Genomic DNA, 16,315 nt, shown 5'->3' with positions numbered 1-16,315 from the left:
CTCTCTCGCGCGCCGCCGGCATCCGCCCTCTCCCGCGCCGTCATCGGCGCTTCACGTCCGGCGCATAGCATCCGCTGGGATAATCCGGATATGAGCGAGCAGCGCACCCGCCCCGTCGTCTACGCCGTCTGGCTGATCATCGCGAGCGTCGTCGGCTGGTTCGCCGCCTTCCAGCTCACCGTCGAGAAGTTCGTGCTGCTGGAGCAGCCCGACGCCGCGCTCGGCTGCGACCTCAGCGCCTTCATCCAGTGCGGCAAGAACCTCAGCTCCTGGCAGGGAGAGGTCTTCGGATTCCCGAACCCCCTCCTCGGCCTCACCGGCTGGATGGCCCCGCTCGTCGTCGGCGTCGCGCTGCTGGCCGGTGCGCGCTTCCCGCGGTGGTTCTGGGCCCTCTTCGGCGCCGGCATCACCTTCGCCTTCGGCTTCGTGTGCTGGCTCATCTCGCAGAGCATCTACGACCTCGTGGTGCTCTGCCCCTGGTGCATGGCGACGTGGGCCGTGACCATCCCGACGTTCTTCGCCACGATGCTGCACCTCACCCGCAACGGCACGTTCACCCGCAGCGAGAAGGTCCAGGAGCGAGCCGAGCGGCTCATGGCCTGGGTGCCGCTGGCGACGGTCCTCGCCTACGCGGTGATCGTGCTGATGGCCCAGTTCAAGGGGATCGACTTCATCGGCGAGATGGCGCGCATCCTCTTCTGATCCGCCGGCGCACACGACGAAGCCCTCCGCACGATCGCGTGCGGAGGGCTTCGCCGTGGAGCGGATGCTCAGTCGAACCAGATGCCGAGCTCGCGCGCGGCGGACTCGGGGCTGTCCGAGCCGTGCACGAGGTTCTGCTGCACCTTCAGGCCCCAGTCGCGGCCGAAGTCGCCGCGGATGGTGCCGGGAGCGGCGGTGGTCGGGTCGGTGGTGCCTGCGAGCGAGCGGAAGCCCTCGATCACGCGGTTGCCCGCGAGGCGGATGGCGACAGAGGGGCCGGAGAGCATGAACTCGAGCAGCGGCTCGTAGAACGGCTTGCCCTCGTGCTCCGCGTAGTGCGCGGCGAGGAGGTCGCGGTCGGGCTCGACCAGGCGGATGTCGACGAGGGCGTACCCCTTCGCCTCGATGCGCGCCAGGATCGCGCCCGTGAGGCCGCGGGCGACACCGTCGGGCTTGACGAGGACGAGGGTTTCTTCGGTGGCCATGTCATTCACTCTCTGTGTCTGAGATCTGCAGGGTCTGAGTCTCGGGCGTCGATCCGGCGGGGCGCCGTGCGTCCAGACGGACCCCCATGATCGTCGCATACGCCCACATGCCGCCGAAAATCAGGACGACGAGCAGGATCGCCGGCACGAGGATCGCGGAGAGCGCGACGATCACCTGGATCACCCATCCCGCGGTGATCGCCCACGGCTTCGTGATCATCCCGGCGACGGCGATGCACGCGAGCGCGACGACGACGCCGCCGACGATCCCCCACCACTGCGGGATGCCGGCGGGCAGCGCCTTCAGCCCGAAGATCGTGAGACCCGCGAGGAACACGACGATCGACTCGAAGCCGAGCACGATCGGCGCCAGCTTCTGCACGAGGGTGCGCGGCGGTCGCGGAGCGCGAGCCGGGGTCGCGTCGGCGCTCACGCCCGCCACCCCGACTTCCAGTCCTCCTCCTCGGAGAGCGCGATCGCCTCGCCGGCGAGCACCACGGACCCGGCGATGACGACGGCCCGACGGTCGGAGGAGGCGGCCCATTCGCGCGCGGCATCCGCGGCGTCCGCCAGGGACGGATGCACCGTGGCCCGGTGGCCCGCCTGCTCGACGATGTCGGCGATGGCGTCGGCGTCGCCGGCGCGCTCCGAGTCCGGAGCGGTGGCGAAGACGTGCGCGGCCATCGGCGCGAGCTTCTCGACGATGCCGGCCGCGTCCTTGTCCGCGAGGACGCCGAGCACGATGCCCCATTCGTCGAAGTCGAAGCTGTCGTCCATCGCCTGGGCGAGCGCCGCGGCGCCGTGCGGGTTGTGCGCGGCGTCGACGATCACGGTCGGAGCGATGCCCAGCAGCTGCAGGCGTCCGGGGGAGGTCGCGCCCTGCAGTCCCTCGGAGATGATGTCGGCGGCGATCGCCTGGGAGGCGCCGCCGATCAGCGACTCCACCGCAGCCACCGCGAGGGCGGCGTTGTGGCCCTGGTGGGCGCCGTACAGGGGCAGGTACTCCTCGGCGTACTCCCCCGCGAGCCCGCGGATCGTGAGCAGCTGCCCGCCGACAGCGAGCGTCTGCTCCGCGAGACCGAACTCCTCGCCCTCGAACGCGATCGTGGCGTTCCGCTCGGCGGCCACACGCCTCAGCACCTCGGCGGCCTCGGCGGGCTGCTGGGCGGAGACGACGGCTGCGCCCTCCTTGATGATCCCCGCCTTCACCTGAGCGATCTCGGCGATCGTGTTCCCGAGGCGGTCGGCGTGGTCGATGTCGATGGGCGCGAAGACCGCGACGTCGCCGTCGGCGGTGTTCGTGGAGTCCCATTCGCCGCCCATGCCGACCTCGAGCACGAGCACGTCGACGGGGGCGTCGGCGACCGCGACGAACGCGAGCACCGTGAGCAGTTCGAAGAAGGTCAGCGGAGCGTCTCCGGCGGCCTCCAGCTCGGCGTCGACGATGCCGACGAACGGCTCGATCTCGTCCCAGGCGTCGGCGATCGCCGCGTCGTCGATCGGCTCGCCGTCGACCATGATGCGCTCGGTGAACCGCTCCAGGTGCGGGCTCGTGAACAGGCCGGTGCGCAGGTCGTGCGCGCGCAGCAGGCTCTCGATCATCCGCGCGGTCGACGTCTTGCCGTTCGTGCCGGTGATGTGCACGACGCGGTACGTCTTCTGCGGGTCGTCGAGGAAGGCGAGGATCCGGGCGACGCGCTCCTTGCGCGGCTGCACCCACCGTTCCCCCGCGCGGCTCAGCAGCGCCTCGTAGACGGCATCCGCCCTCTGCCGGTCGTCGCTCATGCCGATGCTCCGATCCGCGCCACGTCGATGATGAACGGGCCGCTGTTCGCATACGTGCCGGCCGCGACGTCGGCCTCGAACTCCGGCTCCGCGGTCGCGTCGCCCGAGTCCACGTGCACCGTGCTCGCGGAGCGCACCGCGTAGCGCAGCGCGAGTGTCTCCTCGGCGACGCCGGCGAGCTCGAAGGCGGACGCCACGGCGGCGGCATCCGACTCCTCCTCGAAGGTCAGCACGAGCTGGATCCGGTCGCTGACGTCGAAGCCGGCGTTCTTGCGGGTCTCCTGCACGGCGCGGATGACGTCGCGGGCGAGGCCCTCCGCCTCGAGCTCGGGCGTCGTGGCCGTGTCGAGCAGCACGAAGCCGCCGGCGGGGACGATCGCGAGAGCCTCTCCCTCGGGACGACCGGTGGTCTCCAGCACGAGCTCGTACTCGCTCGGCTCGAGGACGACGCCGTCGGCGGTCACCACGCCGTCCTCCTCCGTCCAGAAGCCGGCCTTCGCGGCCTGGATGACCTTCTGCACCTCCTTGCCGAGACGCGGACCGGCCGCGCGCGCGTTGACGCTGAGGCGGTGGCTGATGCCGTACTCGGCGGCCGTACCCTCGGCGAGCGGCACGAGCTCGACGGACTTCACGTTGAGCTCGTCGCGGAGGATGTCCTCGAACTGGCCGAGCGTCGACGCGAGCGGCGACACGACCGTGAGACGGGCGAGCGGGAGGCGCACGCGGAGCTTCTCCTTCTTGCGCAGCGCGTTGCCGACGCTGGAGAGCTCGCGGACGGCATCCATCGCGTCGCGGATCTCATCGGCGGCGGGGAACGCGTCGGCATCCGGCCAGTCCTGCAGGTGCACGCTGCGGCCGCCGGTGAGGCCCTGCCACACCCGCTCGCTGATCAGCGGCACAAGCGGAGCGGCCACGCGGCACAGCGTCTCGAGCACCGTGTACAGGGTGTCGAAGGCCTCCGTGGACGCGCCCTCCCAGAACCGGTCGCGCGAGCGGCGGATGTACCAGTTGGTCAGGACCTCCGCGAAGTCGCGCAGGCGCGCGGCTGCGGTGGTCGAGTCCAGGCCCTCGAGGTCGGTGCGCACCTCGCGGACGAGGTCGCCGAGCCGGGCGAGGATGTAGCGGTCGAGCACGTCGGTCGAGTCCGTGCGCCAGGACGCCTCGTACCCTCCGTCCTTCGCCGCGTTCGCGTAGGTGGCGAAGAAGTACCAGGAGTTCCACAGCGGCAGCAGGAACTCGCGCACGCCGGCGCGGATGCCCTCCTCGGTGACCGCGAGGTTGCCGCCGCGGAGCACGGAGCTCGACATCAGGAACCAGCGCATCGCGTCGGAGCCGTCGCGGTCGAGCACCTCGGAGACGTCGGGGTAGTTGCGCAGCGACTTCGACATCTTGTAGCCGTCGCTGCCGAGCACGATGCCGTGACAGCTCACGCCGGTGAACGCCGGGCGGTCGAACAGCGCGGTGGAGAGCACATGCATGACGTAGAACCAGCCGCGCGTCTGCCCGATGTACTCGACGATGAAGTCGGCGGGGGCGTGCGTGTCGAACCACTCCTGGTTCTCGAACGGGTAGTGCACCTGCGCGTACGGCATCGAACCGGAGTCGAACCACACGTCGAAGACGTCCTCGATGCGACGCATCGTGGACTTCCCTGTGGGGTCGTCGGGGTTCGGACGGGTGAGGTCGTCGATGTAGGGACGGTGCAGGTCGATCTCGCCCTCGGGGTTGCGCGGCAGCGCGCCGAAGTCGCGCTCGAGCTCCTCCAGCGAGCCGTATGCGTCCACGCGCGGGTACTCCGGGTCGTCGCTCTTCCAGATCGGGATCGGCGAGCCCCAGTAGCGGTTGCGGCTGATCGACCAGTCGCGGGCGCCCTCGAGCCACTTGCCGAACTGGCCGTGCTTGACGTTCTCGGGCACCCAGGTGATCTGCTCATTGTTCTCGAGCATCCGGTCCTTGATGTCGGTGACGCGGATGAACCAGCTCGAGACCGCCTTGTAGATCAGGGGGTTCCGGCACCGCCAGCAGTGCGGGTAGGAGTGCTCGTAGCTCTGCAGGCGCAGCAGCTTCCCGCGCTCGCGGAGCAGTCGGACGAGCGGCGTGTTCGCCTCCATCCAGAGCACGCCCGCCACGTCGGTGACGTTCGGGAGGAAGCGCCCGCCGTCGTCGAGGGACAGGATGGTCGGGATGCCGGCCGCCTCGGCGACGCGCTGGTCGTCCTCACCGTACGCCGGGGCCTGGTGGACGACGCCGGTGCCGTCGCTGGTCGTGACGTAGTCGTCGACGAGGATCTGCCAGGCGTTCCCGGTGCCGTAGGTGTCGGCATCCGCGTAGTAGTCGAAGAGGCGCTCGTAGCGCAGGCCACCGAGCTCGGCACCGCGGACGGTGCGCTCGACGGCCTCGTTCGCCGCTGCGGCGTCCTCGTAGCCGAGGTCCTTCGCGTAGCCGGCGAGAAGGTCGCGCGCCAGCAGGTAGCGGGCGCCCTCGACGCCGTCGGCCGAGCCGTTCGGACCGGCCGCGACGACGACGTACTCGATCTCGGGCCCCACGGCGAGCGCCATGTTCGTCGGGAGGGTCCAGGGTGTGGTGGTCCAGGCGAGCACCCGTACGCCCTCGAGGCTCTTGGCGGCCGCATCCGCACCGGTGAGCGGGAACGACACCGTCACCGACGGGTCCTGCCGCATCTGGTACACGTCGTCGTCCATGCGCAGCTCGTGCGCGCTCAGCGGCGTCTCGTCGCGCCAGCAGTACGGCAGCACGCGGTAGCCCTCATAGGCGAGGCCCTTGTCGTACAGGGTCTTGAAGGCCCAGAGCACGCTCTCCATGTAGCCGAGGTCGAGCGTCTTGTAGCCGCGCTCGAAGTCGACCCAGCGGGCCTGGCGGGTGACGTAGTCCTGCCACTCGCGGGTGTAGGTGAGCACCGAGTCCCGCGCCTTCGCGTTGAAGACGTCGATGCCCATGTCCTCGATCTCGCTCTTCTCGGTGATGCCGAGCTGCTTCATCGCCTCGAGCTCCGCCGGCAGGCCGTGGGTGTCCCAGCCGAAGACGCGATCGACCTTCTTGCCGAGCATCGTCTGGAAGCGCGGGAACACGTCCTTCGCGTAGCCGGTGAGCAGGTGCCCGTAGTGCGGCAGGCCGTTCGCGAACGGCGGGCCGTCGTAGAAGACCCACTCGTCCTGCCCCTCGCGCTGCTCGATCGATGCGCGGAAGGTCTGGTCGGTGTGCCAGAAGTCGAGCACCTCGCGCTCGATCTCGGGGAAGCGGGGGCTCGGCGCCACGGAGGCGGCCTGGTCGGCGGCGGGGCCGAAGGAGGAGCGCGGGTAGGTCATGTCGTCTCGCAGGAGTCGTGGCGGATGCTGCTGCGAGGACGACCCGTCCGGGCTCTCGTGCCGGATGGACCGCGGTACCACCTCGCGTGCCGCGCCTCACGGCGGGGCCACTCTCACTGCGGCTGTGACGGGCCTGCCCCGCTCGGTTCTACTGACCTCGACCCGCCGCGTGCGCTGAGCCTGTCGAAGCGTTCTTCCGAGAGCTCCCCGGTGATGGCCGGATCGATGCTCGTGGGGTCCATTGTACGTGGTCGTGCGGCATCCGCTCTGCGGCGGCGCTTCGCTCGCACTTTCTCTCCTCGATCGCAGGAATTCCCCGAAACTCTGCGATCGAAGGTGATTCCTGCGACCGGAGAGTCACGCCGCCCGGTGCAATCCCTGCGCAACAGCCCGCATGATCAGGTCTTGGACGTACTCCCATTGCTCGATGACCTGGTGGTAGCCGACACGGATGACGTGGTATCCCATCAACCTGAGTTCGGCATCGTGCCTGATGTCCTCCGCCCGTTGCGCCCCGACATGGTGACCGCCGTCGATCTGCACGACGAGGCGCGAGCCGATCAGCACGTCGACGCGGTGCCCGGCGATCCATGTCTGGACCGTGATCGGCAGCCGCAGCCAGCCGAGCCGGACGCGAAGATACGTCTCGAGGCCGGCGTCGGCGAACGGCGTCGCGGCGTCCAACAGCCGACGTGCCCGCGGCTTCCATGGGAATCCGCGCAGCTCCGCGAGCGTGACCAGGTTCTTGTTCATGGCGGACTCCCACGTCGCCAACGCCCGCTCGAAAGGCTCGCACCCCGCGACCGCGGCCAGGACGTTGACGATCGGGTCAGCGACGACATCCGGATGCCGCGGGACGAGCGGCTTGAACCAGTGGACCTTCATCTCAGGCGTCCGTCTCACCGCCGAGCCCGGCGCTGCGGCCACATGCAGGACACTGCTCTTCGTGTCATGCACCCAGAGCCCGAGCCGAAGCGCCTGCGAGACGCAGCTGATCACGACACCGCTGCGGATCGCCTGGACGGCGAGCGGATCCGCGTTCGGCACGGAGACCCAGCCTCGTGTGGGTCGATGCAGCCGCCCCGTCGCAACCGCGCCTCTGACGTCACCCGGCCCGTGCCCCTTGTCACCCAGCACCGACGTGCGGCAGAGCCCACCGGCACGCATGACTTCGAACACGACTTCATCTGCGGTCATGACTGCAGATCATCGCAATATGGCAGCCCTTGCTCCCGCTGAAGAGCCGATTGTGGAGACACTCCTCGCGGGATCGGACTTGTGCAGAAGGAGTGCCGCGCATCCTGGATCGCAGATCTGCGCCTCGATCGCACGAACTCACGAGTTTCCTGCGATCGAGCGTGATTCCTGCGATCGGGGACCGCTGCTCCCGCCTCCGCGTCCGACCCACCCCGTACTCTCGACCCCATGGCCCGCACTCCCACCTCCCCCGCTCCGCCGCGCGTCTCCGCGCCCGACCTGCCCCGCGAGTTCGCCGAGGCCGAGCCGGCCAGGCGCGCGGACCTGCTCGCCGCGCATCTCGCCCTCTCCGGCACGGCCGATCTCGCCCACTCCTCGCTCGAGCAGTGCAGCATCAGCGCCGACGCGGATGCCGTGGATCTCGCCGGCGCGACGCTCCTCGACGTCGACATGAGCGGGGTGCGGATCGCCTCGCTGCGCCTGCGCGACGCCGGCATCCGCCGGCTCCGGATAGCGGGCGGCCGCATCGGCACCCTCGACCTCAGCGGCGCGCGCATCGACGAGCTCGAACTCCGCGACCTCCGGATCGACTATCTGAACCTCGGCGCCGCCCGCGCCACCGATGCAGAGGTCTCCGGGTGCGCGATCCGCACGATCGACATGCCGCAGGCCGAGCTCACCCGGGTCCGCTTCACCGCGTCGTCGAGCGAGGAGGTCGACCCTCGCGGCATGCGCGCGAAGGATGTCGACCTGCGCGGCCTCGACGCGGCGAGCTATCTCGACGCGAACAGCCTCCGGGGCACGACCCTCACCGGGTTCCAGGTGCAGCAGCTCGCCGTGGTGATCGCCGCGGGACTCGGGATTCAGATCAGGGACTGACCAGCGGCGAGCAGCTCCTTCGTGAACGGATGCCGCGGGGCAGCGAACACATCCGCCGTCCTGCCCTGCTCGACGATGCGCCCGTCCTGCATGACGAGCACCTCGTCGGCCACGGCGCCGACCACTCCGAGATCGTGGGACACGAAGATCATGGTGAGGGCGCGCTCCCGCTGCAGGCGCAGGAGCAGCTGCAGCACGAGCTCCCGCACGGAGGGGTCCAAGGCCGAGACCGGCTCGTCGAGCACGAGAACATCCGGGTCCGCCGCGAGTGCCCTCGCGATCGCCGCGCGCTGGCGCTGCCCGCCCGACAGGGCGAGGGGCCGGCGTCCGGCGAGCGCAGGATCCAGGCCGACCTCGGCGAGGAGCGCGGCCACCCTGGCGGCACGCTGCGCCCGGGGGACGCCGCCCGCCTCCAGCGCCTCGCGCAGCGATCGCCCGACCGTCCACCGCGGATCGAATGCGCCGAGGGGATTCTGGTGCACGAGCTGCACGCGGCGGCGGCCCGACCAGCGCAGCTCCCCGCGATCGGGCCGCTCGACGCCGACGAGCATCCGTGCGAGGGTCGTCTTGCCCGACCCGGATTCCCCGACGATGCCGAGGGTGCGCCCCTCCGGCACGGTGAAGGTCGCGTCGTCGACCGCGGTCATCGAACCGAACGCCTTCGTCACACCGACGGCCTCCAGCACCGGAGCGGCGCTCTCTGCGACCACCGTCCGCGGTTCATGGATCGTGGCGGCGATGAGCTGACGGGTGTACTCGTGCTGCGGGGCGTCGAGCACCTGCGCGACCGGGCCGGACTCCACGACCACACCGCGCCGCATCACGAGAACCCGGTCGGCGATCCGCTGCACCGCCGCGAAGTCGTGACTGATGAAGACGATGCCCGTCCCGGCATCCGCGATCTCCCGGAGCAGCCCAAGGATCCGGGCCTGCACGGTCGCGTCGAGCGCCGTCGTGGGCTCGTCCGCCACGAGCACGGCGGGATCCCCCGCCAGCGCGGACGCGATCAGGGCCCGCTGGCGCAGGCCGCCGGAGAGCTCGTGCGGATGCTGCCTGGACCGCCGCTCCGGCTCCGGCATCCACACCCTCCGCAGGAGGGCCTGCACGCGCGCGGCGATCGCTCGCCGGCCGTGGGCCAGGCCGTGCAGCCGCAGCGGCTCGGCGATCTCCGCTCCGATCCGCTGGAGCGGATCCAGCGACACCAGGGCGTCCTGGGAGACGAGCGCGATGCGGGTGCCACGCAGTTCACGCCACCCCGTCTCGGCGAGGCCGGCGGCGTCCGTCCTGTCGATCACGAGCCGATCGACGTCGACCGTCGCCTCCGCCGGGGTGAGTCCCAGGAGGGCGCGGGCGGTGAGGGACTTGCCCGCGCCCGACTCCCCGACGATCGCGACGCACTCCCCCGGCGCGACCGTCAGTGACACGCCTTCGACGACGCGGGAGTCTCCGAAGGCGATCCGCAGGCCCTCGAGCTCCAGCGCGGTCACGGGCGGAGCCCGTCTGCTCGGGCGCGGAGGATCCGGCCGACGACGGTTGCCGCGACGACGGTGAGGGTGATGGCGAGGCCGGGGAAGACGGATATCCACCAGGCCTGACCGAGCACGTTGCGTCCTCCGGCGAGCATCAGTCCCCACTCCGGGGTGGGCTCGGCAGGCCCCAGACCGAGGAAGCTGAGCCCGGCGGCGGCGAGGATGCTGGAGCCGATGCCGATCGTGGCGAGCACGCTCAGCGAGCCGACCACGCCGGGGACGACGTGCCGGGCGAACGCCGTCAGCGGCGGCACCCCGAGGATGCGCGCCGCCTCGACGTGCTCGGCGACGCGCAGAGTCCGCGTCTGCACACGGGCCAGCCGCACATAGACCGGGACTGCGGCGAGTGTCACCGCGATCGCGACGTTCACCGGGCCTGGGCCGAGCACCGCGATCACGACGAGCGCGACGAGGAACTCCGGGAATGCCATCAGGACGTCGTTGACCCTCATGAGCGCGACGTCGGCGGCACGCGGTGCGACGCCCGCGAGAGCGCCGATGAGCAGGCCGGCGACGAGGGCGATGCCGGTCGCGAGCAGGCCGATCCCGAGCGACCGTGCCGCGCCGAAGACCACGCGCGAATACACGTCCCGGCCACTCTGGTCGGTGCCGAAGAAGTGCTCCGCGCTCGGCGGGAGGAGCGCGGAGCGCACGGCGGTCTGAAGCGGATCGTGCGTCGCGAACAGCGCGGGGAACAGCGCGACGGAGGCGACGAGAAGGAGGACGGCGACCGCGGACCAGAGCAGCGCCTGCTGCGCGCGCCTCATCGCCCCGTCTCCGGTCGCCGGACGCGCCGGCGCGGGTCGAGCCGGGCGCGCTGGCGCGGGTCGATCAGCGGATGCAGCAGCTCCACGACGAGGTTCACGACGACGAACACCACCGCGCTGAGCAGGATGATCCCGGTGATCACGGGCAGATCGCGGTCGCTGATGGCGGTGAGGGTGACCCGCCCCAGGCCCGGGCGGGCGAACACCGTCTCGACGAGCACCGCACCCCCGAGGACGGAGCCGGTGAGGTAAGCGGCGAGGGTCATCGCACCGGCCGCGCCGTGGCGGAGGCCGTGACGCACCGTGAACCAGGTGGCGCTCGCGCCGCGGGCGCGCACGGTCTCGGCGAACGGCATCCGCTCCGCCTGCACGAGCCCGTCGCGCAGCACCTGGCTGAGCAGCGCCGCCACGGGGAGCGCGAGCGTGATCGCCGGGAGCACCACCGTGGCGGGGTTGCGCGCACCGGAGACCGGGAACCAGCCCAGCCCGAAGGCGAACACGCTGAGCAGCACGAGCCCGATCCAGAACACGGGCGACGAGAGCACCACCAGCTCGATGCCGGCGGCGACGGCGCGGGCCGTCCGGCCGCGCACGAGCACCGACACCGCGAGGGCGAGCACGACGGCGATGAGCAGCGCGAGCAACGACAGCTGCAGCGTGGCCCCCAGCTGCCGCCCGATCACCTCGGTGACCGGCATCCGGAGCTGATACGACTCGCCGAGGTCGCCTCGGGCGAGCCGGCCGATGAAGGACGCGTACTGCTCCAGTGGCGGCCGGTCCAGGCCCAGCTCGGCGCGGATGCCGTCCTTGACCTCCTCGCTGACCTGCGCCTGCGGCCCGAGCATCACCGACACCGGGTCGCCCGGGATCACCCGGAACGCGAGGAAGACCAGAGTGGCGGCTCCCCAGAGCACGACGACGACGGATGCTGCGAGGCCGACGATCCGGAGCAGCACCGCCTTCACAACGCTCTCCTAGGGGGTCAGCCGACGCTCACATCGTAGAACAGCGGCCGGCCGTAGAGGTCGTAGTCCAGACCCTGCACGCGCTCGCCCACCGCGGTGATCGCCGACGGGCTGTACAGCGGGACGATCGCCGTGTACTCGGCGTTCCACTGCTGCAGCTGGGTGTAGAGCCCGTTCCGCTCCGCCTGGTCGCTGCTGGCGACCGCCTGCTCGAGCAGTGCATCGATCTCCGGGTCGCTCACCTGCGAGGCGTTCTGGAAGCCGTCGGTGTGCAGGTGGTTGCGCAGCAGGTCGGGGTCGACGCCCGAGAAGCCCCAGTCGGTGAGGTCGAAGGTCTTCGGGCCGTACTGCTCGTTGTAGGCGCCGGGCTCGAGCACCTCGCGCACGACCTCCAGGCCGATCTCCTTGAGGTCGGACTGGATCGCGTTCGCCAGCGCGGCACGGTCGTCCGGGACCGGGGTCCAGGCGATCCAGCGCACGGAGAGCCGCTGGCCGTCCTTCATGCGGATGCCGTCGGCGTCGCGCTCCGTCCATCCGGCCTCGTCGAGCAGGCTGTTCGCCTCGTCCTGGTCGAAGGGCCAGCTGTCCTCGAGGGAGGCGTCGTAGCCGGGGGTGGTCGAGCCGAGGATGCTCCATGCCCGCGGGAACTGGCCGAAGAAGATCTCCTCGACCGCCGCGTCGATGTCGATGCCGCGGGCGAACGCCTGACGGACCTTCTCGTCGGCGAACACGCCGTGCTTCTCGTTCAGGTACAGCGAGTACGGCAGTCCGGGGTACTCGATCGAGTCGACCGTGACGCCCTCGCCGAGGTCTCCGGCGAGGTTCGGCGGCATGTTGCTCGCCAGGTCGGCCTCACCGCTCTCGATGACGCCGGCACGGACCGATGCCTCGGGCTGGATCTCGACCCGCAGGGTCTCGAACTCCGGCGCCTTCGCCTCGCCGGGGCCCCACGCGTAGTCGTCGTTGCGGGTGTACACGATCTCCTGGTCCGGCGTGTACTCGGTGAGCACGAAGGGGCCGGTGCCGACCGTGACGTCCGGGCCGCCGGCCTTGAGCTCATCGGCGGACTCGGCGAGCACCTTCGGCGAGTAGAAGCCGAGCTGCGGCGTGCTCGCCGCCTGCAGGAACGGGGCGTACGGCTGGGTGAAGGTCACCTTGACCGTGAACTCGTCGACGACCTCGGTGCCCTCGTAGAAGTCCACGCCGAGCATGCTCGCCGCCTGCGCCGACTCGGTCGCAGGGTCCACGATGCGGTCGAAGTTCGCCTTGACCGCGGCGGCGTCGAACTTCTCGCCGTCGGTGAAGGTCACGTCGTCGCGGAGGGTGAACGTGTACTCCGTGCTGTCCGCGGAGACCTCCCACTCCGTGGCGAGCCACGGCGAGAACGTGCCGTCGTCCTCCTGGAACACCAGGGAGTCGAGCACGGCGCGCTGCACCATGCCGGAGACGTCGAGCTGGCTCACCTGAGGGTCCATGTGGCCGGCGGAGAGGTTCGCCCCCTCGATCGACCAGACGATCTCGCCGCCGTCCGACTCGGAGGCCGGCGCGGTGCAGGCGCTGAGCACCAGGGCGGATGCGGCGGCGAGCGCCGCGACGGGAAGAAGACGACGCACCGGGCGTGCAGGCATGGCTGATCCTCAGGAAGAACGGAGCGGGATGCCCCCAGTCTACGGCCGGATTGTTGGACCGGGTCGATCTGCCCGCCGACCCGGCATCCGGAGGCGATCGGTACACTGGAGGCACAACCCACACTCAGGCACGCTCACACAGTGCCGCATAAATCGCTCGAGGAGACCTTCATGGCCGCGTCCGCACCGTCCCAGATTCCCGACAAGCCCGCACTCGAAGGCCTCGAAGCGAAGTGGGACTCCGCGTGGGCGGAGCAGGGCACCTACCTGTTCGACCGCCTCCGCGCCGCACAGGCCGGCCGCGAGGGCGTCTATTCGATCGACACTCCCCCGCCGACGGCATCCGGCTCCCTCCACATCGGGCACGTGTTCTCCTATACGCACACCGACGTGAAGGCGCGCTTCGAGCGCATGCGCGGCAAGACGGTGTTCTACCCGATGGGCTGGGACGACAACGGCCTGCCCACCGAGCGCCGCGTGCAGAACTACTACGGCGTGCGCTGCGACCCGTCGCTGCCCTACGACCCCGACTTCACCCCGCCGTTCGAGGGCGGCGACAACAAGTCGTCCCGCGCCGCGGATCAGCTGCCGATCAGCCGCCGCAACTTCATCGAGCTGTGCGAGCGGCTGACGGTCGAGGACGAGAAGCAGTTCGAGGCGCTGTTCCGGCAGCTCGGTCTCAGCGTGGACTGGACGCAGACCTACCGCACCATCTCCGACGACACGATCCGGCAGAGCCAGCTCGCCTTCCTGCGCAACCTGGAGCGGGGCGAGGCCTACCAGGCGCTGGCACCGACGCTGTGGGACATCGACTTCCGCTCGGCGATCGCGCAGGCCGAGCTCGAGGATCGCGAGCAGCCGGCGGCGTTCCACACCATCGACTTCCCGTTCGCCGACGGCACCGGTGCGATCACGATCGAGACGACCCGTCCCGAGCTCCTCCCTGCCTGCGTCGCGATCGTGACGCACCCCGAGGGGCCGCACAAGCACCTCATCGGCACGAAGGTGAAGACGCCCTTCTTCGGTGCCGAGATCGAGATCCACGGCCACCACCTCGCTCAGCCGGACAAGGGCACGGGTGCGGCGATGGTCTGCACCTTCGGCGACGTGACCGACATCATCTGGTGGCGCGAGCTGCGCACGACCGACGGCCGCGACCTGCCGAACATGACGACGATCGGCCTGGACGGCCGTTTCCTCGCCGACGCCCCGTCGATCGTGGCGGATGCCGAGGCCCGCGACTGGTACGCCGCAGAGCTCGCCGGCAAGACCGTCTTCTCCGCCCGCAAGGCGATCGTGGAGAAGCTGCAGGAGAGCGGCGACATGACCGCGGTCGGCAAGCCGTTCAACCACGCCGTGAAGTTCTTCGAGAAGGGCGACCGTCCGCTCGAGATCGTGTCGACGCGTCAGTGGTACATCCGCAACGGCGCCCGCGACGCCGAGCTGCGCGACCAGCTGCTGGAGCACGGCAAGGAGCTCACCTGGCACCCCGACTTCATGCGCGTGCGGTACGAGAACTGGGTGGGCGGGCTCACCGGCGACTGGCTGGTGTCGCGCCAGCGCTTCTTCGGCGTCCCGATCCCGCTCTGGTACGCCCTCGATGAGAACGGCGAGCGCGACTACGACCGGGTGCTCACCCCCGACCTCGCGGCGCTGCCCGTCGATCCGACCACCGACGTGCCGGCCGGCTACACCGAGGAGCAGCGGGGTGTGCCCGGCGGCTTCGACGCCGAGGCTGACATCCTCGACACCTGGGCGACCTCCTCGCTCACGCCGCAGCTGGCCGGAGGCTGGCAGCGCGATGAAGAGCTCTGGGGCCTCACGGCGCCGTTCGACCTGCGCCCGCAGGGTCAGGACATCATCCGCACCTGGCTCTTCTCCACGATGCTCCGTTCGACCCTCGAGGACGGCCGGTCGCCGTGGCGCAACGCCGCCATCAGCGGCTTCATCGTCGACCCCGACCGCAAGAAGATGTCGAAGTCGAAGGGCAACGTGGTCACCCCGGCCGACATCCTCGACACGCACGGCTCGGATGCGGTGCGCTACTGGTCCGCCTCCAGCCGGCTGGGCATGGACGCGGCCTTCGACCCGCAGAACCCGACCCAGGTGAAGATCGGCCGCCGGCTCGCCATCAAGGTGCTCAACGCCGCGAAGTTCGTGCTGTCCTTCCCCGTGCCCGAGGGGGCGCAGGTGACGCACGCCCTCGACGCGTCGATGCTCACGGCCCTGGACGGCGTGATCGCGGAGGCCACGAAGGCGTTCGAGAACTACGACCAGGCCAAGGCGCTCGAGGTGACCGAGGCGTTCTTCTGGACCTTCTGCGACGACTACCTCGAGCTGGTGAAGGAGCGCGCGTACGACCAGAGCGACGTGGGCCAGGCATCCGCGGCGCTCGCGCTGCGCCTCGCCCTGTCCGCCCTTCTGCGGCTGCTCGCGCCGGTGCTCTCCTTCGCGACCGAGGAGGCGTGGTCCTGGTTCGAGGAGGGCTCCGTGCACACGGCTGCGTGGCCGACCGCGCTCGGCATCGAGGGCGACCCCGCGGTGCTCGCCGCCGCGAGCGAGGCGCTGATCGGCATCCGCCGCGCGAAGACCGAGGCGAAGGCCTCTCAGAAGACGCCGGTGTCGCGTGCCGCGATCGCCGCGCCGCCCGCCAGGCTCGACGCGCTGCGGGCCGCCGCCGACGACCTGCGCGCGGTGGGCCGCATCGCCGAACTCGAGTTCACCGAGGCCGAGGAGTTCGCGGTCACCGCGATCGAGCTCGCCCCGGTCGAGGCCGTCTGATGCAGCTCGGCACGCGCTGGGCGACCGGCTCGGAGCCGCCGGCATCCGTGCCGGCGGCGATCCGCCCCGCGATCGCCGAGGTCGAGGCCAAGGGCCTGGCCGGGCATTGGACCCTCACCTGGCTGGAGGGCCGCGCCATCGCCGAGCTCGATGCCGGCTGGGAGGTCCTCCAGACGGCCTCCGGTGAAGTCGTCGCCCGCCCGTTCGAGGACTGAGCGGATCTCCGCCGAGACCCCCTGCAATCGCCGAGACCCCCTGCTGCCGACGTCGG

General features: G+C 70.5%; 13 protein-coding genes. 4 read left to right on the top strand and 9 right to left on the bottom strand.

Annotated features, from left to right (window positions below):
- Positions 1 to 90 precede the first annotated feature (90 nt).
- Entirely contained in the window at positions 91 to 702 is a 612-nt protein-coding gene (locus G6G98_RS00865) for a vitamin K epoxide reductase family protein (RefSeq protein ID WP_164233865.1), read from the top strand.
- 68 nt (positions 703 to 770) lie between these two features.
- Here G6G98_RS00865 and ndk read toward each other — a convergent pair whose 3' ends face one another.
- The 5 genes from ndk to G6G98_RS00840 all read right to left on the bottom strand — a co-directional run bounded on the left by ndk (position 771) and on the right by G6G98_RS00840 (position 7,495).
- On the bottom strand, positions 771 to 1,187 hold the full coding sequence (gene ndk, locus G6G98_RS00860; RefSeq protein WP_067120383.1) for a nucleoside-diphosphate kinase: 417 nt from the start codon (positions 1,185 to 1,187) through the stop codon (positions 771 to 773).
- Between the two features lies 1 nt (position 1,188).
- Positions 1,189 to 1,620, bottom strand: coding sequence for a DUF4233 domain-containing protein (locus G6G98_RS00855; protein ID WP_243841965.1), 432 nt, complete (start codon positions 1,618 to 1,620; stop codon positions 1,189 to 1,191).
- Positions 1,617 to 2,972, bottom strand: coding sequence for a bifunctional folylpolyglutamate synthase/dihydrofolate synthase (locus G6G98_RS00850; protein WP_164233867.1), 1,356 nt, complete (start codon positions 2,970 to 2,972; stop codon positions 1,617 to 1,619). Before G6G98_RS00850 ends, G6G98_RS00855 begins: the two co-directional genes overlap by 4 nt.
- Positions 2,969 to 6,298, bottom strand: coding sequence for an isoleucine--tRNA ligase (gene ileS, locus G6G98_RS00845; protein ID WP_164233868.1), 3,330 nt, complete (start codon positions 6,296 to 6,298; stop codon positions 2,969 to 2,971). The genes G6G98_RS00850 and ileS overlap by 4 nt, the downstream gene beginning before the upstream one ends.
- Before the next feature lie 357 nt (positions 6,299 to 6,655).
- Positions 6,656 to 7,495, bottom strand: coding sequence for an endonuclease domain-containing protein (locus G6G98_RS00840; RefSeq protein WP_067352724.1), 840 nt, complete (start codon positions 7,493 to 7,495; stop codon positions 6,656 to 6,658).
- A gap of 228 nt (positions 7,496 to 7,723) precedes the next feature.
- Between G6G98_RS00840 and G6G98_RS00835 the strand changes: the two genes are divergently transcribed.
- On the top strand, positions 7,724 to 8,374 hold the full coding sequence (locus G6G98_RS00835; RefSeq protein ID WP_164233869.1) for a pentapeptide repeat-containing protein: 651 nt from the start codon (positions 7,724 to 7,726) through the stop codon (positions 8,372 to 8,374).
- On the opposite strand, the gene G6G98_RS00830 is transcribed toward G6G98_RS00835, so the two are convergent.
- The 4 genes from G6G98_RS00830 to G6G98_RS00815 are packed head-to-tail and all read right to left on the bottom strand — an operon-like array spanning position 8,359 to position 13,263.
- Positions 8,359 to 9,861 (bottom strand): ATP-binding cassette domain-containing protein, encoded by a 1,503-nt coding sequence (locus G6G98_RS00830; protein ID WP_164233870.1) that lies wholly within the window; start codon positions 9,859 to 9,861, stop codon positions 8,359 to 8,361. The two genes, G6G98_RS00835 and G6G98_RS00830, sit on opposite strands and share 16 nt — an antisense overlap.
- The gene (locus G6G98_RS00825; protein ID WP_164233871.1) at positions 9,858 to 10,670 is read right to left on the bottom strand and encodes an ABC transporter permease; all 813 of its coding nucleotides are present in this window, start codon (positions 10,668 to 10,670) and stop codon (positions 9,858 to 9,860) included. Before G6G98_RS00825 ends, G6G98_RS00830 begins: the two co-directional genes overlap by 4 nt.
- Positions 10,667 to 11,635, bottom strand: a complete 969-nt coding sequence (locus G6G98_RS00820; RefSeq protein ID WP_067352742.1) for an ABC transporter permease — start codon at positions 11,633 to 11,635, stop codon at positions 10,667 to 10,669. The genes G6G98_RS00825 and G6G98_RS00820 overlap by 4 nt, the downstream gene beginning before the upstream one ends.
- A gap of 17 nt (positions 11,636 to 11,652) precedes the next feature.
- The gene (locus tag G6G98_RS00815) at positions 11,653 to 13,263 is read right to left on the bottom strand and encodes an ABC transporter substrate-binding protein (protein ID WP_164233872.1); all 1,611 of its coding nucleotides are present in this window, start codon (positions 13,261 to 13,263) and stop codon (positions 11,653 to 11,655) included.
- A gap of 171 nt (positions 13,264 to 13,434) precedes the next feature.
- Between G6G98_RS00815 and valS the strand changes: the two genes are divergently transcribed.
- Positions 13,435 to 16,044 (top strand): valine--tRNA ligase, encoded by a 2,610-nt coding sequence (valS, locus tag G6G98_RS00810; protein WP_164233873.1) that lies wholly within the window; start codon positions 13,435 to 13,437, stop codon positions 16,042 to 16,044.
- Complete coding sequence (locus G6G98_RS00805) at positions 16,044 to 16,259, top strand: hypothetical protein (protein ID WP_164233874.1); 216 nt, start codon at positions 16,044 to 16,046, stop codon at positions 16,257 to 16,259. The genes valS and G6G98_RS00805 overlap by 1 nt, the downstream gene beginning before the upstream one ends.
- Positions 16,260 to 16,315 lie beyond the last annotated feature (56 nt).

The organism is Microbacterium hydrocarbonoxydans (assembly GCF_011752045.1).
GTDB lineage: Bacteria > Actinomycetota > Actinomycetes > Actinomycetales > Microbacteriaceae > Microbacterium.
The sequence above is the reverse complement of the archived record's forward strand: the minus strand, read 5'-3'. Positions and strand labels throughout refer to the sequence as shown.

What these genes read in the sequence shown, in the direction of transcription:
- G6G98_RS00865 (WP_164233865.1), top strand. Translation starts at nt 91, where the DNA reads ATGAGCGAGCAGCGCACCCGCCCCGTCGTCTACGCCGTCTGGCTGATC.
- ndk (WP_067120383.1), bottom strand. Translation starts at nt 1,187, where the DNA reads ATGGCCACCGAAGAAACCCTCGTCCTCGTCAAGCCCGACGGTGTCGCC.
- G6G98_RS00850 (WP_164233867.1), bottom strand. Translation starts at nt 2,972, where the DNA reads ATGAGCGACGACCGGCAGAGGGCGGATGCCGTCTACGAGGCGCTGCTG.
- ileS (WP_164233868.1), bottom strand. Translation starts at nt 6,298, where the DNA reads ATGACCTACCCGCGCTCCTCCTTCGGCCCCGCCGCCGACCAGGCCGCC.
- G6G98_RS00840 (WP_067352724.1), bottom strand. Translation starts at nt 7,495, where the DNA reads ATGACCGCAGATGAAGTCGTGTTCGAAGTCATGCGTGCCGGTGGGCTC.
- G6G98_RS00835 (WP_164233869.1), top strand. Translation starts at nt 7,724, where the DNA reads ATGGCCCGCACTCCCACCTCCCCCGCTCCGCCGCGCGTCTCCGCGCCC.
- G6G98_RS00825 (WP_164233871.1), bottom strand. Translation starts at nt 10,670, where the DNA reads ATGAGGCGCGCGCAGCAGGCGCTGCTCTGGTCCGCGGTCGCCGTCCTC.
- G6G98_RS00815 (WP_164233872.1), bottom strand. Translation starts at nt 13,263, where the DNA reads ATGCCTGCACGCCCGGTGCGTCGTCTTCTTCCCGTCGCGGCGCTCGCC.
- valS (WP_164233873.1), top strand. Translation starts at nt 13,435, where the DNA reads ATGGCCGCGTCCGCACCGTCCCAGATTCCCGACAAGCCCGCACTCGAA.
- G6G98_RS00805 (WP_164233874.1), top strand. Translation starts at nt 16,044, where the DNA reads ATGCAGCTCGGCACGCGCTGGGCGACCGGCTCGGAGCCGCCGGCATCC.